17 protein-coding genes are annotated in these 18,613 nt (G+C 66.0%); 12 read left to right on the top strand and 5 right to left on the bottom strand.

Translation table 11 applies throughout. The features are described from left to right. Positions 1-10: 10 nt before the first annotated feature. The 3 genes from ACFXIV_RS25605 to ACFXIV_RS25595 all read left to right on the top strand — a co-directional run bounded on the left by ACFXIV_RS25605 (position 11) and on the right by ACFXIV_RS25595 (position 1,905). Positions 11-433: a tautomerase family protein gene (locus ACFXIV_RS25605; RefSeq protein WP_379398302.1), complete on the top strand. Its 423-nt coding sequence runs from the start codon at positions 11-13 to the stop codon at positions 431-433. 150 nt (positions 434-583) lie between these two features. Continuing rightward, entirely contained in the window at positions 584-1,264 is a 681-nt protein-coding gene (locus ACFXIV_RS25600; protein ID WP_379398300.1) for an SDR family oxidoreductase, read from the top strand. A 26-nt stretch (positions 1,265-1,290) separates the two neighbouring features. Continuing rightward, complete coding sequence (locus tag ACFXIV_RS25595; RefSeq protein WP_379398298.1) at positions 1,291-1,905, top strand: SDR family oxidoreductase; 615 nt, start codon at positions 1,291-1,293, stop codon at positions 1,903-1,905. Positions 1,906-1,957: 52 nt separating this feature from the next. Here the strand turns inward: ACFXIV_RS25595 and ACFXIV_RS25590 are convergent, their stop codons facing one another. Continuing rightward, positions 1,958-2,257, bottom strand: a complete 300-nt coding sequence (locus tag ACFXIV_RS25590; protein ID WP_379398296.1) for a hypothetical protein — start codon at positions 2,255-2,257, stop codon at positions 1,958-1,960. 80 nt (positions 2,258-2,337) lie between these two features. Between ACFXIV_RS25590 and ACFXIV_RS25585 the strand changes: the two genes are divergently transcribed. Further along, entirely contained in the window at positions 2,338-3,249 is a 912-nt protein-coding gene (locus ACFXIV_RS25585; protein ID WP_379398294.1) for a helix-turn-helix domain-containing protein, read from the top strand. A gap of 84 nt (positions 3,250-3,333) precedes the next feature. Here ACFXIV_RS25585 and ACFXIV_RS25580 read toward each other — a convergent pair whose 3' ends face one another. The 3 genes from ACFXIV_RS25580 to ACFXIV_RS25570 form a co-directional block, all read right to left on the bottom strand. Continuing rightward, positions 3,334-3,555: a DUF397 domain-containing protein gene (locus ACFXIV_RS25580; protein WP_354851270.1), complete on the bottom strand. Its 222-nt coding sequence runs from the start codon at positions 3,553-3,555 to the stop codon at positions 3,334-3,336. 1,019 nt (positions 3,556-4,574) lie between these two features. Further along, positions 4,575-6,566: an NAD-dependent DNA ligase LigA gene (ligA, locus tag ACFXIV_RS25575; RefSeq protein ID WP_379398292.1), complete on the bottom strand. Its 1,992-nt coding sequence runs from the start codon at positions 6,564-6,566 to the stop codon at positions 4,575-4,577. Between the two features lie 189 nt (positions 6,567-6,755). After that, complete coding sequence (locus tag ACFXIV_RS25570) at positions 6,756-7,415, bottom strand: hypothetical protein (RefSeq protein WP_379398290.1); 660 nt, start codon at positions 7,413-7,415, stop codon at positions 6,756-6,758. A gap of 353 nt (positions 7,416-7,768) precedes the next feature. On the opposite strand from ACFXIV_RS25570, the gene ACFXIV_RS25565 reads away from it, so the two are divergent. The 3 genes from ACFXIV_RS25565 to ACFXIV_RS25555 all read left to right on the top strand — a co-directional run bounded on the left by ACFXIV_RS25565 (position 7,769) and on the right by ACFXIV_RS25555 (position 11,469). Continuing rightward, entirely contained in the window at positions 7,769-8,095 is a 327-nt protein-coding gene (locus ACFXIV_RS25565) for a YciI family protein (protein ID WP_379398288.1), read from the top strand. A 70-nt stretch (positions 8,096-8,165) separates the two neighbouring features. Beyond that, complete coding sequence (locus ACFXIV_RS25560) at positions 8,166-8,942, top strand: SDR family NAD(P)-dependent oxidoreductase (protein ID WP_379398286.1); 777 nt, start codon at positions 8,166-8,168, stop codon at positions 8,940-8,942. Between the two features lie 1,351 nt (positions 8,943-10,293). After that, complete coding sequence (locus tag ACFXIV_RS25555) at positions 10,294-11,469, top strand: MFS transporter (RefSeq protein ID WP_379398284.1); 1,176 nt, start codon at positions 10,294-10,296, stop codon at positions 11,467-11,469. Between the two features lie 46 nt (positions 11,470-11,515). Here the strand turns inward: ACFXIV_RS25555 and ACFXIV_RS25550 are convergent, their stop codons facing one another. Continuing rightward, on the bottom strand, positions 11,516-12,208 hold the full coding sequence (locus ACFXIV_RS25550) for a FadR/GntR family transcriptional regulator (RefSeq protein WP_379398282.1): 693 nt from the start codon (positions 12,206-12,208) through the stop codon (positions 11,516-11,518). 180 nt (positions 12,209-12,388) lie between these two features. Here ACFXIV_RS25550 and ACFXIV_RS25545 point away from each other — a divergent pair, with 180 nt between their 5' ends. The 5 genes from ACFXIV_RS25545 (at position 12,389) to ACFXIV_RS25525 (ending at position 18,507) form a co-directional block, all read left to right on the top strand. Beyond that, entirely contained in the window at positions 12,389-13,828 is a 1,440-nt protein-coding gene (locus tag ACFXIV_RS25545) for an amidase (protein WP_379398280.1), read from the top strand. Between the two features lie 123 nt (positions 13,829-13,951). Continuing rightward, positions 13,952-14,242: a hypothetical protein gene (locus ACFXIV_RS25540; RefSeq protein ID WP_379398278.1), complete on the top strand. Its 291-nt coding sequence runs from the start codon at positions 13,952-13,954 to the stop codon at positions 14,240-14,242. Between the two features lie 609 nt (positions 14,243-14,851). After that, positions 14,852-15,649, top strand: coding sequence for a transposase (locus tag ACFXIV_RS25535; protein WP_379398276.1), 798 nt, complete (start codon positions 14,852-14,854; stop codon positions 15,647-15,649). 400 nt (positions 15,650-16,049) lie between these two features. Next, a complete protein-coding gene (locus tag ACFXIV_RS25530) occupies positions 16,050-18,116 on the top strand; it encodes a protein kinase (RefSeq protein ID WP_379398274.1) in 2,067 nt (688 codons plus the stop codon). An 85-nt stretch (positions 18,117-18,201) separates the two neighbouring features. Further along, positions 18,202-18,507 carry a hypothetical protein gene (locus ACFXIV_RS25525; RefSeq protein WP_379398272.1) on the top strand — a complete coding sequence of 102 codons (306 nt, stop codon included), beginning with the start codon at positions 18,202-18,204 and terminating at the stop codon, positions 18,505-18,507. Positions 18,508-18,613: the final 106 nt, after the last annotated feature.

Raw genomic sequence — 18,613 nt, 5'->3', positions numbered from 1 at the left:
GGAAACGACAATGCCGCTGATCAACATCTACCTACGCCAGGGAACCACGCCCGAGTACCGCCGCAACGTCTCCGCCGCCCTCCACAAAGCCATGGTCGACGTCTTGAAGATCCCCCAGGACGACCAGTTTCACGTCTTTCTCGAGGTCACGCCCGACAACTTCCACATGCAGCAGATGGTGTTCGGCCTGCCGCGCAGTGAGCGCACCATGCTCATCCAGCTGTCCTTCAACCAGCGCACCGCCGAGCAGAAGAAGGAACTGTTCCAAGAGATCGTCGCGAATCTACGGGTGTTCGCCGACGTCCCGGAAGAAGACATCCTGATGATGATCCTCGAAACAGCCCGCGAGAACTGGTGGGCCGCCGGCCGCGTCGTCAACCCGGAAACCGGCTACGACGCGCGCATGACCGACATTCCCACCACCACAAAATGATCCGCACTGCTGTCCGGCCCCAGATCCACGCGTATGTGCGCGATCTTTCGCGGCACTGGACCCGAATCCGCGAAGCTTCGCGGGCCTTGCTGGCCCCGTTGGGCGAAAGCGACTCGACGACTTGGCGATTCGGCGGCAAGATCAATAGTTATGAGCGACATTGCGCTGGTCACCGGCGGCAACCGCGGGATCGGCCGGGAAGTCTGCAGGCAGCTGGCCGAACGCGGGTTCACCGTGTTGCTGGGTGCGCGGTCGGAGGAAGCCGGGAAGACCGCGGCCGCAGAGGTGGGGGCGCTCCCGTTGCTGCTGGATGTCACCGACAACGCCAGTGTCGTGGCGGCGGCCCGGGAAGTGGAAGGCGTGCACGGTCGACTGGATGTCCTGATCAATAATGCCGCAATCACCTACGACACCTGGCAGCGGGCGGCGACCGCGGACCTGGCGGTCGTGCACGAGGCCGCGGAAACCAACCTCTACGGGCCCTGGCGCATGGTGCAGGCCTTCTTGCCGTTGTTGCGCAAGAGCTCTCATCCCCGCATCGTGAACGTCTCCAGCGAAGCCGCCTCCCTCACCGGCATGGGCGGCGGCACCCCCGCCTACAACACAACCAAGGTGGCCCTCAACGCTCTCACCCGCATGCTGGCCGCCGAGCTGCGCTCCGACCATATCCTGGTCAACTCCATCTGCCCGGGCTGGGTGGCCACCGATATGGGCGGCCCCGGCGGCCGCCCAGTCGCCGAGGGCGCGGCCGGAATCGTCTGGGCCGCAACCCTTCCCGACTCCGGCCCCACCGGGGGCTTCTTCCGCGACGGCCACCCCCTGCCCTGGTGACAAGTTTTCCGCAACAGAGGAGTTTCATGAGGTACCTGGTCATCGGAGGCACGGGCCGCACCGGCCGGCAAGCCGTCGACCTGCTCCGCAACCTCGGTCACGAGGTGGTCGTCGGCACCCGGCGTCCTCGGGACGAGCAGAGCATCGCGGTCGACCTGGCGAACCCCCTCGATCCCCGGATGCTGGCAGGCGTCGACGGCATCATCGTCTCGGTCGAGCCGCCCGTGGATGACGCGGCCGCCGACGCGGTGATGCACACCGGAGTCGGACAGCTCGCCGAACTGGCCGCCGCACAGAAGATCCCCATTGTTCTGGTCTCCCAGATCTACATCACCCGCGCCGCCGAACATCCCGACATGGCAGGCATCATCCGCGCTCGCGGAGCCGGTGAACAGGCACTGCGGAACAGCGGCGCACCGTATGCGATCGTCCGCCCCAGCTGGCTCACGAATTCACCTGCCACCGGTGTGCATCTCGAACAGGGCGATCGCGGCGACGGTCGCGTCAGCCGCGAGATCGTTGCCCAGGCGGCGGTCGCGGCCCTGCTCTACCCCGAATCCCAAGGCAAGACTTTCGAACTGTATGACGGGCATACCCCTGTGGACTGGCCCACGGCTTTCACCGCCCTGACCGCTGATTGACCCGAACTGCCCGCCATCCGGCATTACGGTGCCTTCGGTCGGCTCCGGATGGTCACGGCCAGTTGATCTTCCGTCCCCCCGTGCTGGCCGGTTCGGTCAGCACGGTCACCAGGCGATAGCGGATGCTCGCTTTCGGCTGCCTAGGCAGGAGCAGCCGGTTTGCCAGTGGGATTGCGTGGCTGCGATCCACCCCAGAAGCCGATGACGCCTTGTCGGCTGCCTTCGATTCGCGCAGCCACTCAACGATGCGCCGACCGTAACCGGCGCAGTAGTCGGGATCTTCGGCAAGCCTGCTCTCCCAATGGTTCAGCTCCTCGGCGCAGCCCTCCCTTGCCCATGTGTCCGATCCCACACGCCCTGATTCCCGTTGCGACCGGCCGAGTCTTGACTCGGATGAATCAAGATGATTCGATCTGAATCATCATGGTTCCAGTGAATCAACCGGCAGAGAGCGCTACGGTGGCGGCGGCAACCGCCGCGAATTCCGTTGCGCGCCAGTCGCACCCGCGCCAGCAGTTGGGCGCGGAGCTGCGCCGGTTGCGGGACATGGCCGGAATCTCCGGGCGGGAGTTGGCCAAACGAGTCGGAATCAGCCAGTCGACGTTGTCCCGGATCGAAGCCGGCCACGTGGTTCCCCCGCTACCGCAGGTGCTCGACTGGGCCAAAGCGGTTGGGGCAGAACCAGATTCTCAGGATTCTTTGCGCACCCTCACCGTAGCGGCGCACTCGCCCGAGGTGCAGGACTGGGCGGCCTCACTCGCAGACCGCCCGCATTTGCAGGACGACGTACGGGCATTCGAGGAGGACGCGCACGTGGTGCGGAACTTCCAGCCCGCACTGGTGCCGGGTCTGCTCCAGACCGCCGACTACGCCCGCCGGGTGTTCGCCACCTTCGATCCGCCCTATGCGCCCGACGCTCTGGCGGCCGCGCTCGCCGCGCGCCTGGATCGCCAGCGTGTGCTGTACGACCCCGCGAAGCGCTTCGAATTCCTGATTACCGAAGCGGCCCTGCGCTTTCGGCCCGGCCCGCATCGCGTGCTCCTCGCGCAATTGGACCGGATCATCTCGATCGAGACCCTCGATACGGTCAGCATCGGGGTGATTCCGCAGGATATCGAGGCGAGCACCACGATCCCGCACGGTTTCGTCATCTATGAGAACGAGGACCACGCACTCGCCTCCGCGGAACCGATCCCGGGAAGCATGGTCACTCGCGGCCCCGAACTTGTCGACGCCCATCGCCGCCGCTGGGTGGCTTTGACTCGAATGGCCGTGTTCGACACCGATGCCCGCGTATTCCTCGCCGAACTCCGGGACGAAATCCACGGCATCGTAACCAATTGACCTGTTTCCAGCGGCCGTCGAGGGGTCGGCCGCACGTGGGGGTGGTGGTGTCGCAGCGAACTCGCTGCGACACCACCTTTCCCGTCAGAGGCCGAAATCGAATTCGCCGGCCCGCACACCTGACATGAACGCTCGCCACTCAGATTTCGTGAACCACAGTGTCGGGCTGTGCCGATCCTTGGAATCACGCAATGCGATCCGGCCTTCGTGGTACGCGACCTCGACGCAATCGCCGCCACCGTAACTGAAACTGCTCTTGGCGAACCTCGGGCCGCGATGCTCCCCGCGAATCATATTGCGGTTCATGGCATTCATTCCTTCCCCCGGAGGGCCACTCCCCATGGCCCTTCGTCCGAATCACTTACGACAAACACAGTGCTATCCGAACCACCGGCCGCGCAACCGAATTCGTCCGGGCCTGCGCGCCGACACATCGAAATGCTCATGAACGCAACTCTACGGCGACCCACCGACAAGTCACCGTGGCGCACGGATCGCAGGTACGAGATGCATCTGCTACAGGCGGGCCACTACGCGGCTACCAGCCGCCAGTTCAGGCTGATATCAGCGGAAATCCGCCGGTCACGACCGTGTAGGTCAGGTTCGAACCCCACCCACCAAGACCCAACGCAGAACCGGCACCCGGCCACCCACACCCGGATACTGCATCGACAAGACCCCCACCCCGGTAACAGAGCAGACCGACGCGGGCAAACAGCAGGCACGATCGGCCCCGTGCACCAACCGCCGGTCAGACACCCTCAGCGAGTCGATCTCGCGCGGACACAGGCCCGCCGTTCGGTCAGCGGGGCAAGCGGCCCTTCCGTCCGCTGCCGACAACCCAGCATCCACCCGAGTTACCCTCGGAGCGTTGACCTTCCGACCGTGGATGGGCGTCTGGTGGTCACGATTGTGATCGCCGAGCGTGTGGCGGTTCCAGGTGCCGCCCGGCCTTCTGATGGGCGGGGGACGGCCCGGACGCTGCGGAGACGGCGTCCGGGCCGTGGGTGCCCTGGCACTGCATGCGCTGCCCAGCGCTACCGCTGGGCACCGGAGGTCCTACGGAGAGTCACCGGGGTGACGGGCGTCTGAAGTCCGCCACCGGTGACCCGAGGGGTGTGTATTTCCTGCACGGTGCCGCGCGCAGTGCGCCGCACAGTGCCCGGGTGTTCCCGGCAGCATCGAAGTACGGCCGGTACCAACGAGTTTCACGTATCCGTTCCGGCCGTGCATTTCGGGAACCCTGGTAGGCACGGGAGGTCGCCGGTCTGGCACAACCGGTCGGCCTGTAATGCTGCAGCACGCATCGCCCGCAATTGGAGGGTCTAGATGACCTTCGCGGCGATGAGCAGATTCCAGATTTCTGCTTGGTCGACGACCGCGACACCGAGCTTCTCCGCCTTGGCCAGCTTGGTCTCGCCGACTCCCCCACCGGTGATGAGCATGTCGGTGTTGGCCGAGACGGACGATGCGGCTGTCGCGCCGGCTTTCTCGCACAGGCGTTGGAATGTCGGGCGCGCGACTTTCTCACCGGAGCGCGGGTCGCTGATGGCGCCGGTGATCACGACAGTTTTGCCTTCGAGGGGCGCGCCGGCCGCGACGACCGGGGGAAGGTCTTCCTCCCGAACGTCCAGGCTGACACCGGCTTCTCGGAGCCGCTGCAGTTCCGGGCGCAGGCGGGTGAGGTGCGCGGCCAGGGAGGCCGCGACTTTCGGGCCGATGTCCTCGACCGCCACGAGGCGTTCCTCGCCTGCGTCGGCGACCTCTTCCAGGGAGCCGAACCCGGCTCGGGCCAGGCGCGCGGCGGTGCCGTCGGAGGCCATGGGGATGGCCAGGCCGATCAGTGCGCGGCGCAGGCCGACCTTGCGGCTGGCGTCGATCGAGTCGATCATGCGCTGCGCCGAGATCTCACCGACGCGGTCGAATTCGAGCAGGCGTTCCTTGGTCAGCGTGTAGAAGTCGGACGGGCGCTCCAGGATGGCAGCCTCGGCGAGACGTTCGATCCACACCTGCCCGATGGCGTCGATGTCGGCCGCCGCGCGCGACGCCCAGTGGATGAGCCTGCGCACCGTCTGCGCGGGACAGGAAACGTTGGTGCAGAACAGTTCTCGGCTGTTGCCCTGCTCGGTCACCGGCTGCCCGCAGGACGGACACACGGTGGGCGGCACGATCTCGCGCTCGGTGCCCGTGCGCTGGGAGGCGTCGAGCACGCCCGCCACGAACGGGATCACGTCGCCCGCGCGGCGCACCAGCACCGTGTCACCGATCTTGATGTCGCGGGCGCGGATCACCTCCTGGTTGGCCAGCGTGGCCTTGGTGACCGTGGTGCCGCCCACGAACACCGGCTCGAGCCAGGCGACCGGGACGATCTTGCCCGTCTTGCCGACGTCCCAGACCACGTCGTCGAGCACCGTGGTCTTCTCCTCGGCGGCGAACTTGAACGCCAGCGCACCACGCGGGGAGTTCGACCGAGTCCCCGCCGCCGCGTAGGCGCCGCGGTCGGCCAGCCGCAGCACCGCACCGTCGAGGTCGTAGTCCAGCTCGTTGCGGCTCTGCTCGATCGCGGTGATCGCTGCCTGCGCCTGTTCGGCGTCGGCGCAGTGCCGCATCTGCGCGCCCGCGATGCCCAGCGCCCGCAACCCCTCCTCCAGGTCGACCGCGGCACTGTCGGGCGAGGTGTCCAAGTCGAAGCCGAAGAACTGCAGGCGCCGCTCGGCGACCGTGGCCGGGTCCTTCGCTCGCAGCGTGCCCGCAGCGGCGTTGCGCGGATTGATCAGCGGCTTGTCCGGATGCGCGGTGTTGTAGGCGGCGAAGGTCGAACGCAGCATCACCGCCTCGCCCCGCACCTCCACCCGCCCCGGGACGTCGATGCGCTCGGGAACACCATCGACCAACGCACGGACCAGCACGGTGACATCGTCACCGGTGGTGCCGTCACCCCGGGTCACCGCACGCACCAGCCGCCCGTCCTCGAAGACCAGGGCCAGCGACAACCCGTCGAGCTTCGGCATCACCACCACCGGCTGCCCGGGAAAGCGCGCGAAGAACGCTGCGACCTGGTCGGGCTTGGTCGCCTTCTCGAGTGACAGCATCGGACGCGAGTGCCGGATCGGGGCGTGCAGCACCGCGGGCGCGCCGACCTGCTCCAGCGGATTCGGGTCGGGTGTGAGGTCGGGATGCGCCTCGATCAGGCCACGCAGCTCGTCCTCGACCGCGTCGTACTCGGCGTCCGCGACCAGCGGCGCACCCTGGTAATAGGCATCACGCAGCGCCACGATCCGGTCCGCGAGTTCTTGGATACGTTCCCCAGTTTCCACGGTCCCCGACGCTACCGACACTCACCGACACCCGGGCCCGCCGCAGGTCACCACCATGCGGACGGCCGTTGTGGCTGAAGGCTAGTCAGCTGCCCCGCAGGGGCCACACCTCGACCAGCACTGGGCCCCTGCTATGAAGCAGGGACCCAGTGGGTTTCGGTAGAGCGGGCAGTCGGGCCGCCCAGCCGGTCAGATCCGTTCGAGCAGCCAGTTGCCCTCTTCCTCGTTGACCAGCGAGGTTTCCGAGGCCGGGCCGGATGCGTACAGGGCCTCGTCGAACTGGGAACTGTCCGGATCGTCGCGGGGGCCGAGGCCTTCGAGGTCGTGGGTCCCCGCGCTGGTGATCTTCTGCGATCGCGGCAGCATGGGCATGGCTCCGACAGCGTTGAGCGCGCGCTGCTCGTCCGCGGTCGGTGTCGTGCTGTCGAGGCTGAAGAAGGCAGCCACCTCATGATTCATCCGCATCTTCTCGAGATGGGCCAGGGCGTAGCGGGTCAGCAGCGCGGCCCGTCCGGCACCGACGACGGCCATGGGCCTGCCGCCAGAGCGCATCGCCTGCGTGCGCATCGCAGCCTCTACGATCACCTGCTCGGCGGTGTCCCAGTCGGATTGGTCGCCGTAGCCCACCAGGATCACGTCCTTGCCGCGTTGGCCCAGTTTCGTCCGCAGCGGGTAGTCCGGGCCGTCCACCCGGCTCGAGAACGCGTCGAGGTCGGTGGGTCCCTGACCGGGCTCGGCGACCACGATCACCGGATCGACGACCTGCGCCGCACCATTGGCCGGGTACACCCAGGCGGTACCTCCGCTGCGGAGGCTCCACTTCTCTGACGGTTTGTTGTTGCCAGCCATGATCGAACTCCTCTCACGTCGGAAAACGAAGAAGGAATCTCCCATCACGCACCCGTGACGGCATGCAACATCGCCCAGTCACCGGCCACCGAACCGACGGTCACCAGGTGATCTTGATTCTAGAAGAGGCCGCACCACCGCGAGACTCTTTGCCCGAGTCGACGGTGCAGCTACCGCTCCCGGCGGCGGTCGGGCCCGAGCGCGGTGCGGTGGTCCGCAGACCCGCCGCTCCAGCACGGCGAAGGCCTCCCGGCTCAGCTTGTCCAGCTCGCTTGGGAAGCGGGGGGTTGTCTGCGGCGCGTGAATTGGCGCACCGTTGACAGGGGTCGCACCTGAGTACCGAGGAGGCTGAAATGTGGTACCTGACGTTGCACCGATGGCTCGGCGATCGAGACACGGCGACCGACAGCAGCCTCGACGATCACCTGGCCTGGATGCGCGAGCAACAACTGGCCGGCAAGGTGTTGTTTTCCGGCCCGAGCCTCGACGGCGAACTCGGAATCATCGTCTTCGGGCATATGTCCAGGGCCGAACTCGATGACCTGTGCCGCCAAGAACCGTTCGTCGCCCGCGGATATCGCGGTTTCGAAGTAATCCCATGGGAAGTCCACCAGATCCTTGGGATCGGCGGTTTCGACGTCAAGACGCTTACGGCGATGACCCGTTCCGAGCGAGCGTAGGTATAGACACCGAACCGTCCTGCTCTAGAGCCGAATCATTCGTCCGAACGATTTCGTTGAGGAGTGAACCATGAGCGATTCTCCACGTCTGGCCGGCAAGCGGGCACTGGTTACTGGTGGCGGGCGCGGCATCGGGGCCGCGATCGCGCGTCGGCTGGCCGCCGATGGTGCCGCGGTCGCGGTCAATTACGTCTCGAACCAGTCGTCCGCAGACACGCTCGTCGCCGAGCTGACCGACAAGGGCTACCAGGCAGTGGCATTGCGCGCCGACGTCAGCGATCCCGACCAGACCCGAGTGCTGGTCGATCAGGTGGTCGCGGCGTTCGGCGGGCTGGACATCTTGGCCAGCAACGCGGGCATCGAGCATTTCGGAGCGCTGGAGTCGATCACTCCCGCAGACTTCGAACGAGTGTTTCGCACCAATGTGGCCGGCCAGCTGTTTGCCACGCAGGCGGCAGTGGCGGCGATGACCGGCGGTGGGCGCATCCTGCTCACCTCGTCGATCAGCGCGCGCATCGGCGTCTACCAGCACACCTTGTATGCAGCCAGCAAGGCGGCGGTCTCGGCGATGGTACTCAACCTGGCGCCCGAACTCGCCGAGCGCGGCATCTCGATCAACGCGATCGCCCCGGGTGGCACCGCCACCGACATGGCTGCCGAAGTAGCGAGCCGCTACATCCCGCCGGCGCTGCGCGACGCGCCCGCCGAGGCGGTCATCAAATCGATGACCGCGCTCGGGCGCCTAGCCGAACCCCATGAAATCGCCGCGGTCGCTGCGTTCTTACTCTCCCCCGACGCCTCCTACCTCACCGGCACCACAGTCGAAGCCGCCGGCGGCCTGCGATAATCGTGCTCGCTGGGAAGCGCAGCACCGCCGATCGGTAGCTCGCTTCCGGCGCAACGGAATCCGTTGCGCCGGAAGCGCATTCACTCGATCCGTTGAATCGGGAACACTCAGCCGTTGCACGGAGTGGTCACGATGTGACCCTCGTCGGACAAGCCCTGCGAGCTTCCGCCGGGCGGAAGGATGGTCGCCACGAAAGACTCAGCACCTCACCGGTATGCCCGTCACGGGCGGGTGGTGAGACGGCTGCGTGAGCTCGACGTCTTCTCGCTCGAATCGCCAAGGCGTGTCTGCCTTCTCGTCGTATCATGCAGGTCGCCGGACGGCCAGATCGCCGGGACTCGAGCTACCTCCCATCACAGCCCAATCGTGGAGTGGCAGCATGAGCAGCAGGCGCGCGACCAAAGGATCGAAAACATGGCACCGAACTGACAGAGATCCACCAACCTATCTCTCGCACAGGGAATTTCAATGAACACCATCTCGACTTACGGGTCGGCGCCCGGCTGATCATCGGATGCGCATGCCGATGCCCGCAGGGTTCGCGGCGAGGGGGTCCGGATCCGAGTCACAGTCGCCGCCATCGGCTGGGGTGCGCTGGTTCGCGACCATCACAACCTGCTCAGATTCATCGACCTACCGGATCTTGTGATGCGTCGAAGACTATGAATCCGCCCAGGTGGCTGGTGTTCCGCCATTCGTCACCAGCCACCTAGCGTTCTTGTGGAGTGGTCACACCGTCGGCACGCCTTACGCCCCGGCTTTGCAGCATTAATTACCTTTTCTGCCGGCTGACCGCTGAGACGCTGGGCGATCGCTGGACAAGCTGCCCTGCTCGGACAACTGGGCGAGCCGGACCATAGCCGCCTGCCGCAGCGCACTTGCTCGCGTAGGAACTCAGGCCGTCGTTCGCGAATACCCCATCTCCAGCGCACCTGGGCCGACAGCCGGCGCCCGGCGCTGGCCGGTTCGGTCAGCGCGGCATGCGGCATTATGGTGCGTTCGATGTGGGTCGAACCTTGGCCGTCAGTCGCTCAGCATGATCTGCCCATCGAGCTCGACGAGCACCGTGAGGTGGCACGGCGATCAGGATCCTGAAACCCGGCTGCACGGATGGAATGTGACCTCCGGCACATCGTGTGAGGTGGGCCTTATTTCGAGCGAAGAGGCCTGCTAGCGTCAAAGTCCTCAGATGACCTGAGTAATTTGATGGGCGGGCGCGGCGTGATCCGCTGGCTGGCGCCGCTTTTCCTGTTCCTTGCGGGCACGTATGTCCGCAGCGCCCGGCGGCGCGATGTTGTGAGGAGTTGCTTTGAAACGAGGTCAAGTTGCGTTTCTCGCGGGTACCCATGCGGTGAATGATCTGTATCAGGGCGCGGTGCCTGCGCTGCTGCCGTTCATGATGGTCGAACGCGGGTACAGCTATTCGGCGGTAGCCGGAATCACCCTGGCGGCAACGGGATTGTCGAGTGTGGTGCAGCCGATCTTCGGGATGGTCGTCGACCGGACACATCGTGGATGGCTCATCCCGGGCGGGTTTCTGCTGGCTGCGGCGGGCATCGCCGGGGCGGGGCTCGGGTCGAGCTATTGGGTCACCTGGTTGTGCATGGCGGCAGCGGGTATCGGCATCGCCGCGTATCACCCGCCGGCGACAAACGAGGCGCGCGCCGCCGGTGGTCGATCACAGGTCGCAATGAGCGCCTTCTCGGTCGGCGGCACGGTCGGCGCGGCGCTTGCGCCGCCGTTCGTCACGCTCGTGGTGGGCGGGTTGGGGCTGTCGGGGAGTGTCGTGCTGACGGTACCGGCGCTGGTGGTCGCGGTGATGTGGGTGTCGCGACGATCGTGGGCTCGGCTGCGCGGCTACAGTCTGGCGGCGCCGTTGAACGAGTGTGTTGCGGTGGCTCGGTCGGCTCTGGTCGACGATTGGAGTGCTTTCGCGAGGCTGGTGCTGGTGACAGTGTGCTGGTCGATACCGTACGTGACGGCCTTGACGCTGGTTTCGCCTTTCGTGCTCGACGTTCTGGGTGGCTCGACATCCATTGCCGCACTTGGGCTGTCGCTGTTCACGATCGGCGATGCGGTGGGTACGCTGCTGGGTGGCCTGGTCGCCGATAGGTGGGGGCGCATCGCCGTGGTGCGACTGGGATTCGCGCTGGCGCCCGTGGCGCTACTGGGATTGGCGAGCGCCCCGTCGACGACGGTGGCCCTGATGGCGGTCGTGGTGGTGGGTATCGCCATGTTCCTGCCGTTCGCTCCGCAGGTAACTCTGGCTCAGGACTATCTGCCCAACCGTCCGGGGACCGCCAGTGGCGTCACCTTGGGCTTGGCGATGTCGGTCGGGGGCGTCATGTCTCCCGTGTTCGGGATACTGGCCGATCATTCCGGACCGCGAGTCGCGATCACGGCATCGGTCGCCGTACTGCTCGCCGCCTCAGCGATGGCGTGGACGTTGCATGATCGTTTGCCCGAGAACGAATTCGCCTCGGCCGCCGAGACGGACCGCGAACTCGAGATCGTCGCCGAACGTTGAGGCGTGCCGCGCCAGGCAGTTTCGCCCGCCGCCCATTCCGGCCCGGCTACACGGTCCGACTCGAGTGTGCTCGCAGTGCACAGGTCATCTGCCGTCGAGCGACCGTCCCCGCGGCGCGCGCGTCACCGGCTTCGATCGCGGCCAAGAGATCGGCGTGCGCTTTGGCGTCACGCTGGGACGAGCGGGAGTCACCGAACACCGCGGTCTCAACGACCTCCTCGGCCGTGGACCGCAACGCATCGCGCAGTGAGCTGTAGACGGTGGCGAGAACAGCGTTGTGCGCTGCGGCCACCACCGCAGTGTGAAACCGTAAATCGGCTTCGATGAAGGTCGCGTGATCGGCGGCCGACCCACGTTGCCGCAGAGCGGTTTCCAGCTCCTCGAGGTCGCGGCCGGTCCGGCGCCGCGCGGCCAAGCGACCGGCCTCGACTTCGAGCATCAATCGGACTTCGTAGACCTCGTCGACGTTGGAGCGGCGCAACTGCCGGTCGAACTCCGACACGGGGGTCGCGGACAAAACGTAGGTTCCCGACCCGTGGCGGGACTGCAGTTGTCCGGAGGCGATCAGGGCGCGAACGGCCTCCCGGCAGGTCGAACGCCCGACCCCGAGCAACAGGCTCAGCTCGGTTTCATTGGGCAAGCGGGACCCCACCGGCCACTCACCCTTGGTTATCAGCCGGGACAGCTCCGCGCTGGCCTGCGTGGCCAGCGAGGAGTGCTGCACGGGGCGTACCGACAACACTGACCTCCTCGATTCCGCGCCTCGACATGAGACGGTCCTGCAATTCCTCTGGTCCTCATATGACTCTACGGGATGCTCGCTGCTTGACCTGGTCGCAGACCTGCGACCCCTTCGTACAACACATCAGGTCATCTGAGGAGTTGTACAGTTCGAATATCACTCAGAAAGGAACTACACATGTCCGACAACGAAGAGCTGTGCTGGATGTCGGCGGTAGAACTGTCCGCGCGAATCGCTGCGCGGGAAGTGTCGCCCCTGGATGTGGCCGAAGCCGTCGTGCGGCGTATCGAGCGGGTGGATCCGCTGTTGAATGCCTTCGTCTATCACGATCCGGACCGGGTCCTGCGTGATGCCAAGGCGCTCACCGAGCAGCTGGCCGGAGGGGGCGAGCCGATATCGCCGCTGCACGGTATTCCCTACAGCCTCAAGGAAGTCTGCGGAGCAGCGGGTACACCCACGACCTCGGGCGTGGTCGCCCAACGTGGAATCGTGGCTCAGCGCGACGAACCTGTCGCGGCGCGTTTGAAGTCCGCGGGCGGACTGTTCCTCGGCAAAACGAATGTCGCCGAAGCCGGATACAAGGCCACTTCCTCCAATCATCTCTACGGCACCACGGTCAACCCGTGGCACCCGGGCATGACCGCGGGCGGCTCCAGCAGCGGCGCGGGCGCGGCCGTCGCCGCGGGCCTGGGCCAGCTCGCGCAGGGAACCGACGGCGGCGGCTCGATCCGAATTCCCGCCGCGCTCAACGGCGTCGTCGGTTTGAAGCCCTCACTGGGGCGAATCCCGCAGACCCGAACCGCAGGCCGATTCGTGAACTTCGTATTCCACGGCCCCATCACCCGCACCGTCGGCGACGCCGCGCTGATGCTCAACACCATGGCCGGATTCGATGCGGCAGACCCGCTTTCGCTTCCGGACTCGAATATCGACTACATGTCGGCCCTCGATGCCGACATCGCGGGCGCCCGTATCGCCTGGTCACCAGATCTGGGCTGCAGCGACGTCGATTCCGAGGTCCGGGCCCTGTGCGAACAGGCGCTGAGCGCCTTCGCCGACGTCGGCTGCACCGTGGCCGAAGCCGATCCGGGCTGGCAGCACCCCGACCAGGTGGCATGGGAGGCCTTGTGGGCGCCCTTCTATTCGGCAATGCTCGACGTAACCGATTGGGATCGCGAAACCGGCCGCGTCGATATGCAATTGATCGAACTCATGCACGCGGGAGACCGTCTGACCGCCCGGCAGATCCAACGCGCCGACGCCGCCCGCGGCCACATGGTCGACCAGTACACCAATTTCATGCGGGACTTCGACTACCTCGTAACCCCGGTGACCGCCGTACCCGCATTCCCCGCCGATCAGTTCTGTCCGGACTCGCTCACGGGAACGCCCCTGCGACAACAGCTGATGGGCTGGCTACTGACCTACCCGTTCAACCTCACCACCGCTCCTGCGATCTCGGTTCCCGTCGGCTTCACCGCCACAGGCCTCCCAGTCGGCCTGCAGATCGCCGGCCGCATCCGAGCCGACATCGAAGTACTCAGTGCAGCAGCAGCATTCGAGCGCCTACGGCCATGGGTGCAGCACCGTCCGCCCCTTTCGGCGGCACAGCCCTGAATCCAAGGCGCGCGCCCGGGGCCGCGACCAGAGCTCCGGGCGTCGCCCCCGCGAGATCAAATATCGGCCGTCGTTCACCACACGGCACGCAGTACGTCAATGCCTCAGACTGAATTCGGGTCCATGATCATTGGGGAGGAACAGCGCGCGGCGCTGTTCGGAATCGTCGAACTGCTTGCACCTGACGCGGATTCGACTCGTGAGCGATTGGAACAGCAGCTCGAAGAGGTCGAGGAAGAAAACTACTTCACCCCGGAAGAGGTGCTCATCGACTCCCTCTACGGATTCGACGAGGACGGTGAACCGTTCCGAAGCGGACTGACCTACTGTAACTGGAAGTCGGACCCGAATGAGATCCGCGATTACTTACAGCACCTTCCGACCTATCCACATGGATTGACCTGGGATTGGTGAGACTGGAGCACCATCCGTGATTGGGATACGAGCGATCTTCAGGACTTCTTGTGGCCCTTGGCCGATCGCTGCCTGGAACTTGGAGTCTCACTGATCGGGATCTATGTCGATGGCGATGGCTACACTCTTGGATTCCCGACAATGTCGAGCGGTTCTGGAGCTGGCCACGCTGGCGGAGACACAGGTGCATGTCTATCGGTCGGGTTCACCTATGCCGTAACCCTGCCCAGGATCCATAGAGATGGACCCACCATCGGCTCATCGGGCCCCTAGCGTGAACATCGTGTAATCGGCATGAGCACGCATTGTCGGCGGTCGTACGGCGCTCTGCGCGTTGATCTTCCGATGCCCCGCGCTGGCCGGTTCGGTCAGCGCGGTCAGCGGCTACTTAAGACTGGTGTCCGGGCCGGGTCCCGGCCAGGATTCGGTCCAGGTGCCCGGTGGGATGCTCCGTCAAGCGGCTGCCCGCCAGCATGATCGGTGTGGCTCTCTCATGGCTCGCCTCCCACCGGGTGCCGTGCGGGAGTGGCTGGAAAGGGGTCTGCCCGGCTCGAAGTAGCGGTGCCCTCCTCGCACGGACACCACCACTGCGATCGAGGGAGGACACCGGTGACCGTCATCATCGGGATGGATCCACACAAACGCTCGGCCACCATCGAGATCATCGACGCGGCAGGCCATATCCTGACCGCCGGCAGATACGCCACCGACACGGGCGGCTATACCGAAATCCTCACCACTGCACAGCAATTCGCTGATCGCGTCTGGGCGGTCGAGGGCTGCAACGGCATCGGCCGCCACCTCGCGCACCGTCTGGTCCACGACGGCGAAACCGTGGTCGACGTGCCCGCGAAACTCTCCGCGCAGGTGCGGGTCTTCGCTACCGGCAACGGCCGCAAAACCGACCCGGTCGACGCCCACTCGGTCGCCCTGGCCGCCCTGCATGCTCCGAATCTGCGACGCGTCGAGCTCGATGCGGAACTGGTCGCGCTCGGCCTGCTCGCCGATCGCCGCGACGAGCTCGGCCGCGCCCGCACCGAAACCCTCAACCGCATCCACCGGCTGCTGCTCGACCTGATTCCCGGCGGCGCCAAGAAATTCCTGTCCGCGCCGCAGGCCCGCGACCTGATCGCGGACCTGCGCCCCTGCGATCCGGTCGGCCGGGTCCAGCTGCGGCTGGTCATCGAACTGATCGAGGAACCGGCTCTCCCGCGCCGGCAACCGCAGAATCAACCGCGTCCTGCACATCATGGCCGTGGTCCAGCTGCGCCACCCCACCGCCGGCCGCGTCTACTACGACGCTCGCAGAGCGGGCGGGAAGAACTCGATGGAAGCGATGCGCGCTCTCAAACGCCGACTTTCCAACACCGTCTACGCGCGAATACTCGACGACCAGCGAAAACGTGAATCAGCGGGCCCGGGAGGGCAATCGGGAACGACTCTCGACTCCAGCGCGACCGGCTCCAACCCGCACACCGACCCTTCGGACAAGCCACATCCCAGACCCATCAACCAGGCTAACCCTGCACCCACATCCCAGTCTTGACATAAAGGGGAGCCATGAGCGCGTACTCGAGTTTGCTAGAGCCGGCGGGGGCGATGTGGCCGGGGGATCGATCTCGAGGCGGCACTGGCGCCGTTTCGGACTCGAGCAGGTCGACCGGTTCGAGATCTCGTATGGCCGGTGTCCGTGCCTATGCTTATTGAGAGGTTTCTGTTGCCAGTGCGGGTGCCCGAATAGCGGGCTGGGTGTTTGCTGGTCGGGTGTCGGATTGGGGGTGTTCCCGGGAGGGAGGGGTCCTCAGCGATGGGCGCTTCGTTGGAGTCGGGGGGAGTGTTCGCCGGTTATCGGATCGTGCGTCGGCTCGGTGCGGGTGGTATGGGCACGGTGTATCTGGCTGAGCATCCGAATCTGCCGCGCCTGGTCGCTCTGAAGGTGCTCAACCGTGCTCTGACCGATGACGAGGATGTGCGTGCCCGGTTCCTGCGAGAGGCCGATACCGCTGCCCGGCTGGACCATCGGAATATCGTCACCGTCTACGACCGCGGCAACGAGGGTGGTCAGCTGTGGATCGCGATGCAGTATGTCGACGGCAGCGACGTGGCCGAGCTGTTGCGGCGGGATGGGGCGCTGCCGGTCGGGCGGGCGGTGTGGATCGTCACCGAGACCGCGGCTGCGCTCGATTACGCCCACGGGCACGGGGTGTTGCATCGTGACGTGAAGCCGGCCAACATCCTGTTGACCGACACGTCGCGCGGTGAACCCGAGCGGGTGTTGCTCGCGGACTTCGGGATCGCCAAGGCCCTCGATGAAACCGGCGGTTTTACTCGCAGCGGCATGCTCCTGGCGAGTCTGCAGTACGCAGCGCCCGAACAATTCGATATCGGTGCGACGATCGATCACCGTGTCGACGTGTACGCCCTGGGTGCGACTCTGTACCGGATGCTCACCGGGGCGCTGCCGTATCCCGGGAGCACCCCCGCGCAGCTGATGTACGGGCATTTGAGCCTGCCGATCCCGAAGCCCAGCAGGCAAGGCGACGTGCGTGTGCCCGAAGGTTTCGATGCCATCGTCGAACGCGCCCTGGCCAAGGACCGTGACAGTCGATACTCCAGTTGTGGTGAGCTGGCCGCTGCGGCCAACGACACGCTGGCGGCGGCATCGAAGGAGCTCACCGCGACCATCTCATCGCCGACCGCACCGCCGAAATCCAAGATGGTGACGGGGGGCATCCCGGCAGTCGGAGGCGCTGAGTTTGCGAGCACGACGGAGCCGGCGGTGGTGCCGGGGACTCCGGTCCGAAAGCGCCGCGTCCGCCGCCGGTTGCTTGTGGTTGCCGCCGCGGCGGTTGCGATCATCGCTGCGGTCGCTGCGGTCGCTGTGGTCCTGATGTGGCCGAAACCGCCACCGCACGGCTCGCCGGCCTTCACCGCCAGGCCTGTCGCTGTAGGGAAGAACCCGCAGGGCGTCGCGGTCGATGCCACGACACACAAGGTGTACGTCGCGAATACTTCCGGCGGTACCGTTTCCGTTCTCGACGGCACCACCAGCGCTGTCGCCGCCACCATCGAAAACACTCCGGGCGCGATGGGTGTGGCGGTCGACCCGCAAACCCGCACCGTGTACGCGACCGACTACGCCGACGCCGGCAAGGTGTTCGTGATCGACGCGAACACCAACACCGTCACCGCGACCATCGCTGTCGGGGCCAACCCGGACGAAATTGCGGTCGACCCCCGCACCCATCTGGTGTATGTCACCAACGCCACCCTCGATCCGCTCGCAGAGGGCCAGACCGGTGCACGCGTGGCGTCGAAGCCGGGTTCGGTGTCGGTGATCGACCCCCGCGCCCGCGCCGTGACCGCCACCGTCGGGGTGGGCATCCGGCCGATCGGGGTCGTGTTCGACGCTGATCGCTCGCGGCTCTATGTCGGTATGGACGGCGACAACTCCGTGTCGGTGATCGACGTGTCGACCAACACCGTGGCCGCGACCGTCGCGGTGGGCCAGGGGCCACTGGGCCTCGCGCTCGACCATCGCTCCGGCACCCTCTACGTCGCGAACAACCTGGGTGACTCGATATGGACGATCGACACCCACACGAACCGGGTCACCGGCGCCATCCCCGTCCACCGCCCGAGCATGATTGCCCTTGACCAGGATCGCCGCATCCTCTACGTCGGGGTGCTGCCGGCGACCGGCGACCAGAGCACGCTCGACCTGACGCCGGTGGCGATCGACGCCGACACCCACAAGGTCACCCCCATCCCCGGGTCCGGCCGGACTATAGCCTCGGCCGCGATGGACCCCGGCACCGGCGCCGCCTACCTCGTCGACTACAACGACAGTGCGGTCTACGTGGTCAGACCCTGACCGATTACCGTGCGGCCCCGGGACACCCGCGATGAACAATGAGCCAGAACGACCATTCCCACCAAGATCGAACTAGCCTGATCGTGTGGCGCAAATCACTGTCCAGCGGCGACGTGGCGGATATGTGGACCTTCTGCGCAAGTACCGCGTGTTCATCGACGGCAGCAAAGTGGGTCGCATCGGCCGTGGCGAGATGCTCACGGTCAGCGTGGACCCTGGCAGCCACGAGGTCCAACTGAAGCTCGACTGGGTGACGTCGCCGACCGTCACCGCCGACCTCGCAACCGATGAGACCCGCCAGCTGTACTGCGAACCAGGCGCCAACGCCCTCACTGCGCTGTACTACCCAATGTTCAGGCGCTGGCACTACATCAAGCTGCGCCCCACATAACTCCGTCGCTCATCGGCATTTCCGGATGTTCTGCAGCGCACCAGGTTCCGGCCGCCGGCAGCCGCTGGACGGATCCAACTAGCCGCAGCATGACACAGACCAATCC

This window comes from Nocardia sp. NPDC059236 (assembly GCF_042754085.1).
GTDB lineage: Bacteria > Actinomycetota > Actinomycetes > Mycobacteriales > Mycobacteriaceae > Nocardia.
This window is presented reverse-complemented; position numbering and strand designations above follow the sequence as displayed.

Coding starts and splice junctions, on each gene's coding strand:
- ACFXIV_RS25605 (WP_379398302.1), top strand. CDS start 11: ATGCCGCTGATCAACATCTACCTACGCCAGGGAACCACGCCCGAGTAC.
- ACFXIV_RS25600 (WP_379398300.1), top strand. CDS start 584: ATGAGCGACATTGCGCTGGTCACCGGCGGCAACCGCGGGATCGGCCGG.
- ACFXIV_RS25595 (WP_379398298.1), top strand. CDS start 1,291: ATGAGGTACCTGGTCATCGGAGGCACGGGCCGCACCGGCCGGCAAGCC.
- ACFXIV_RS25580 (WP_354851270.1), bottom strand. CDS start 3,555: ATGAACCGCAATATGATTCGCGGGGAGCATCGCGGCCCGAGGTTCGCC.
- ACFXIV_RS25570 (WP_379398290.1), bottom strand. CDS start 7,415: ATGGCTGGCAACAACAAACCGTCAGAGAAGTGGAGCCTCCGCAGCGGA.
- ACFXIV_RS25565 (WP_379398288.1), top strand. CDS start 7,769: ATGTGGTACCTGACGTTGCACCGATGGCTCGGCGATCGAGACACGGCG.
- ACFXIV_RS25560 (WP_379398286.1), top strand. CDS start 8,166: ATGAGCGATTCTCCACGTCTGGCCGGCAAGCGGGCACTGGTTACTGGT.
- ACFXIV_RS25545 (WP_379398280.1), top strand. CDS start 12,389: ATGTCCGACAACGAAGAGCTGTGCTGGATGTCGGCGGTAGAACTGTCC.
- ACFXIV_RS25540 (WP_379398278.1), top strand. CDS start 13,952: ATGATCATTGGGGAGGAACAGCGCGCGGCGCTGTTCGGAATCGTCGAA.
- ACFXIV_RS25530 (WP_379398274.1), top strand. CDS start 16,050: ATGGGCGCTTCGTTGGAGTCGGGGGGAGTGTTCGCCGGTTATCGGATC.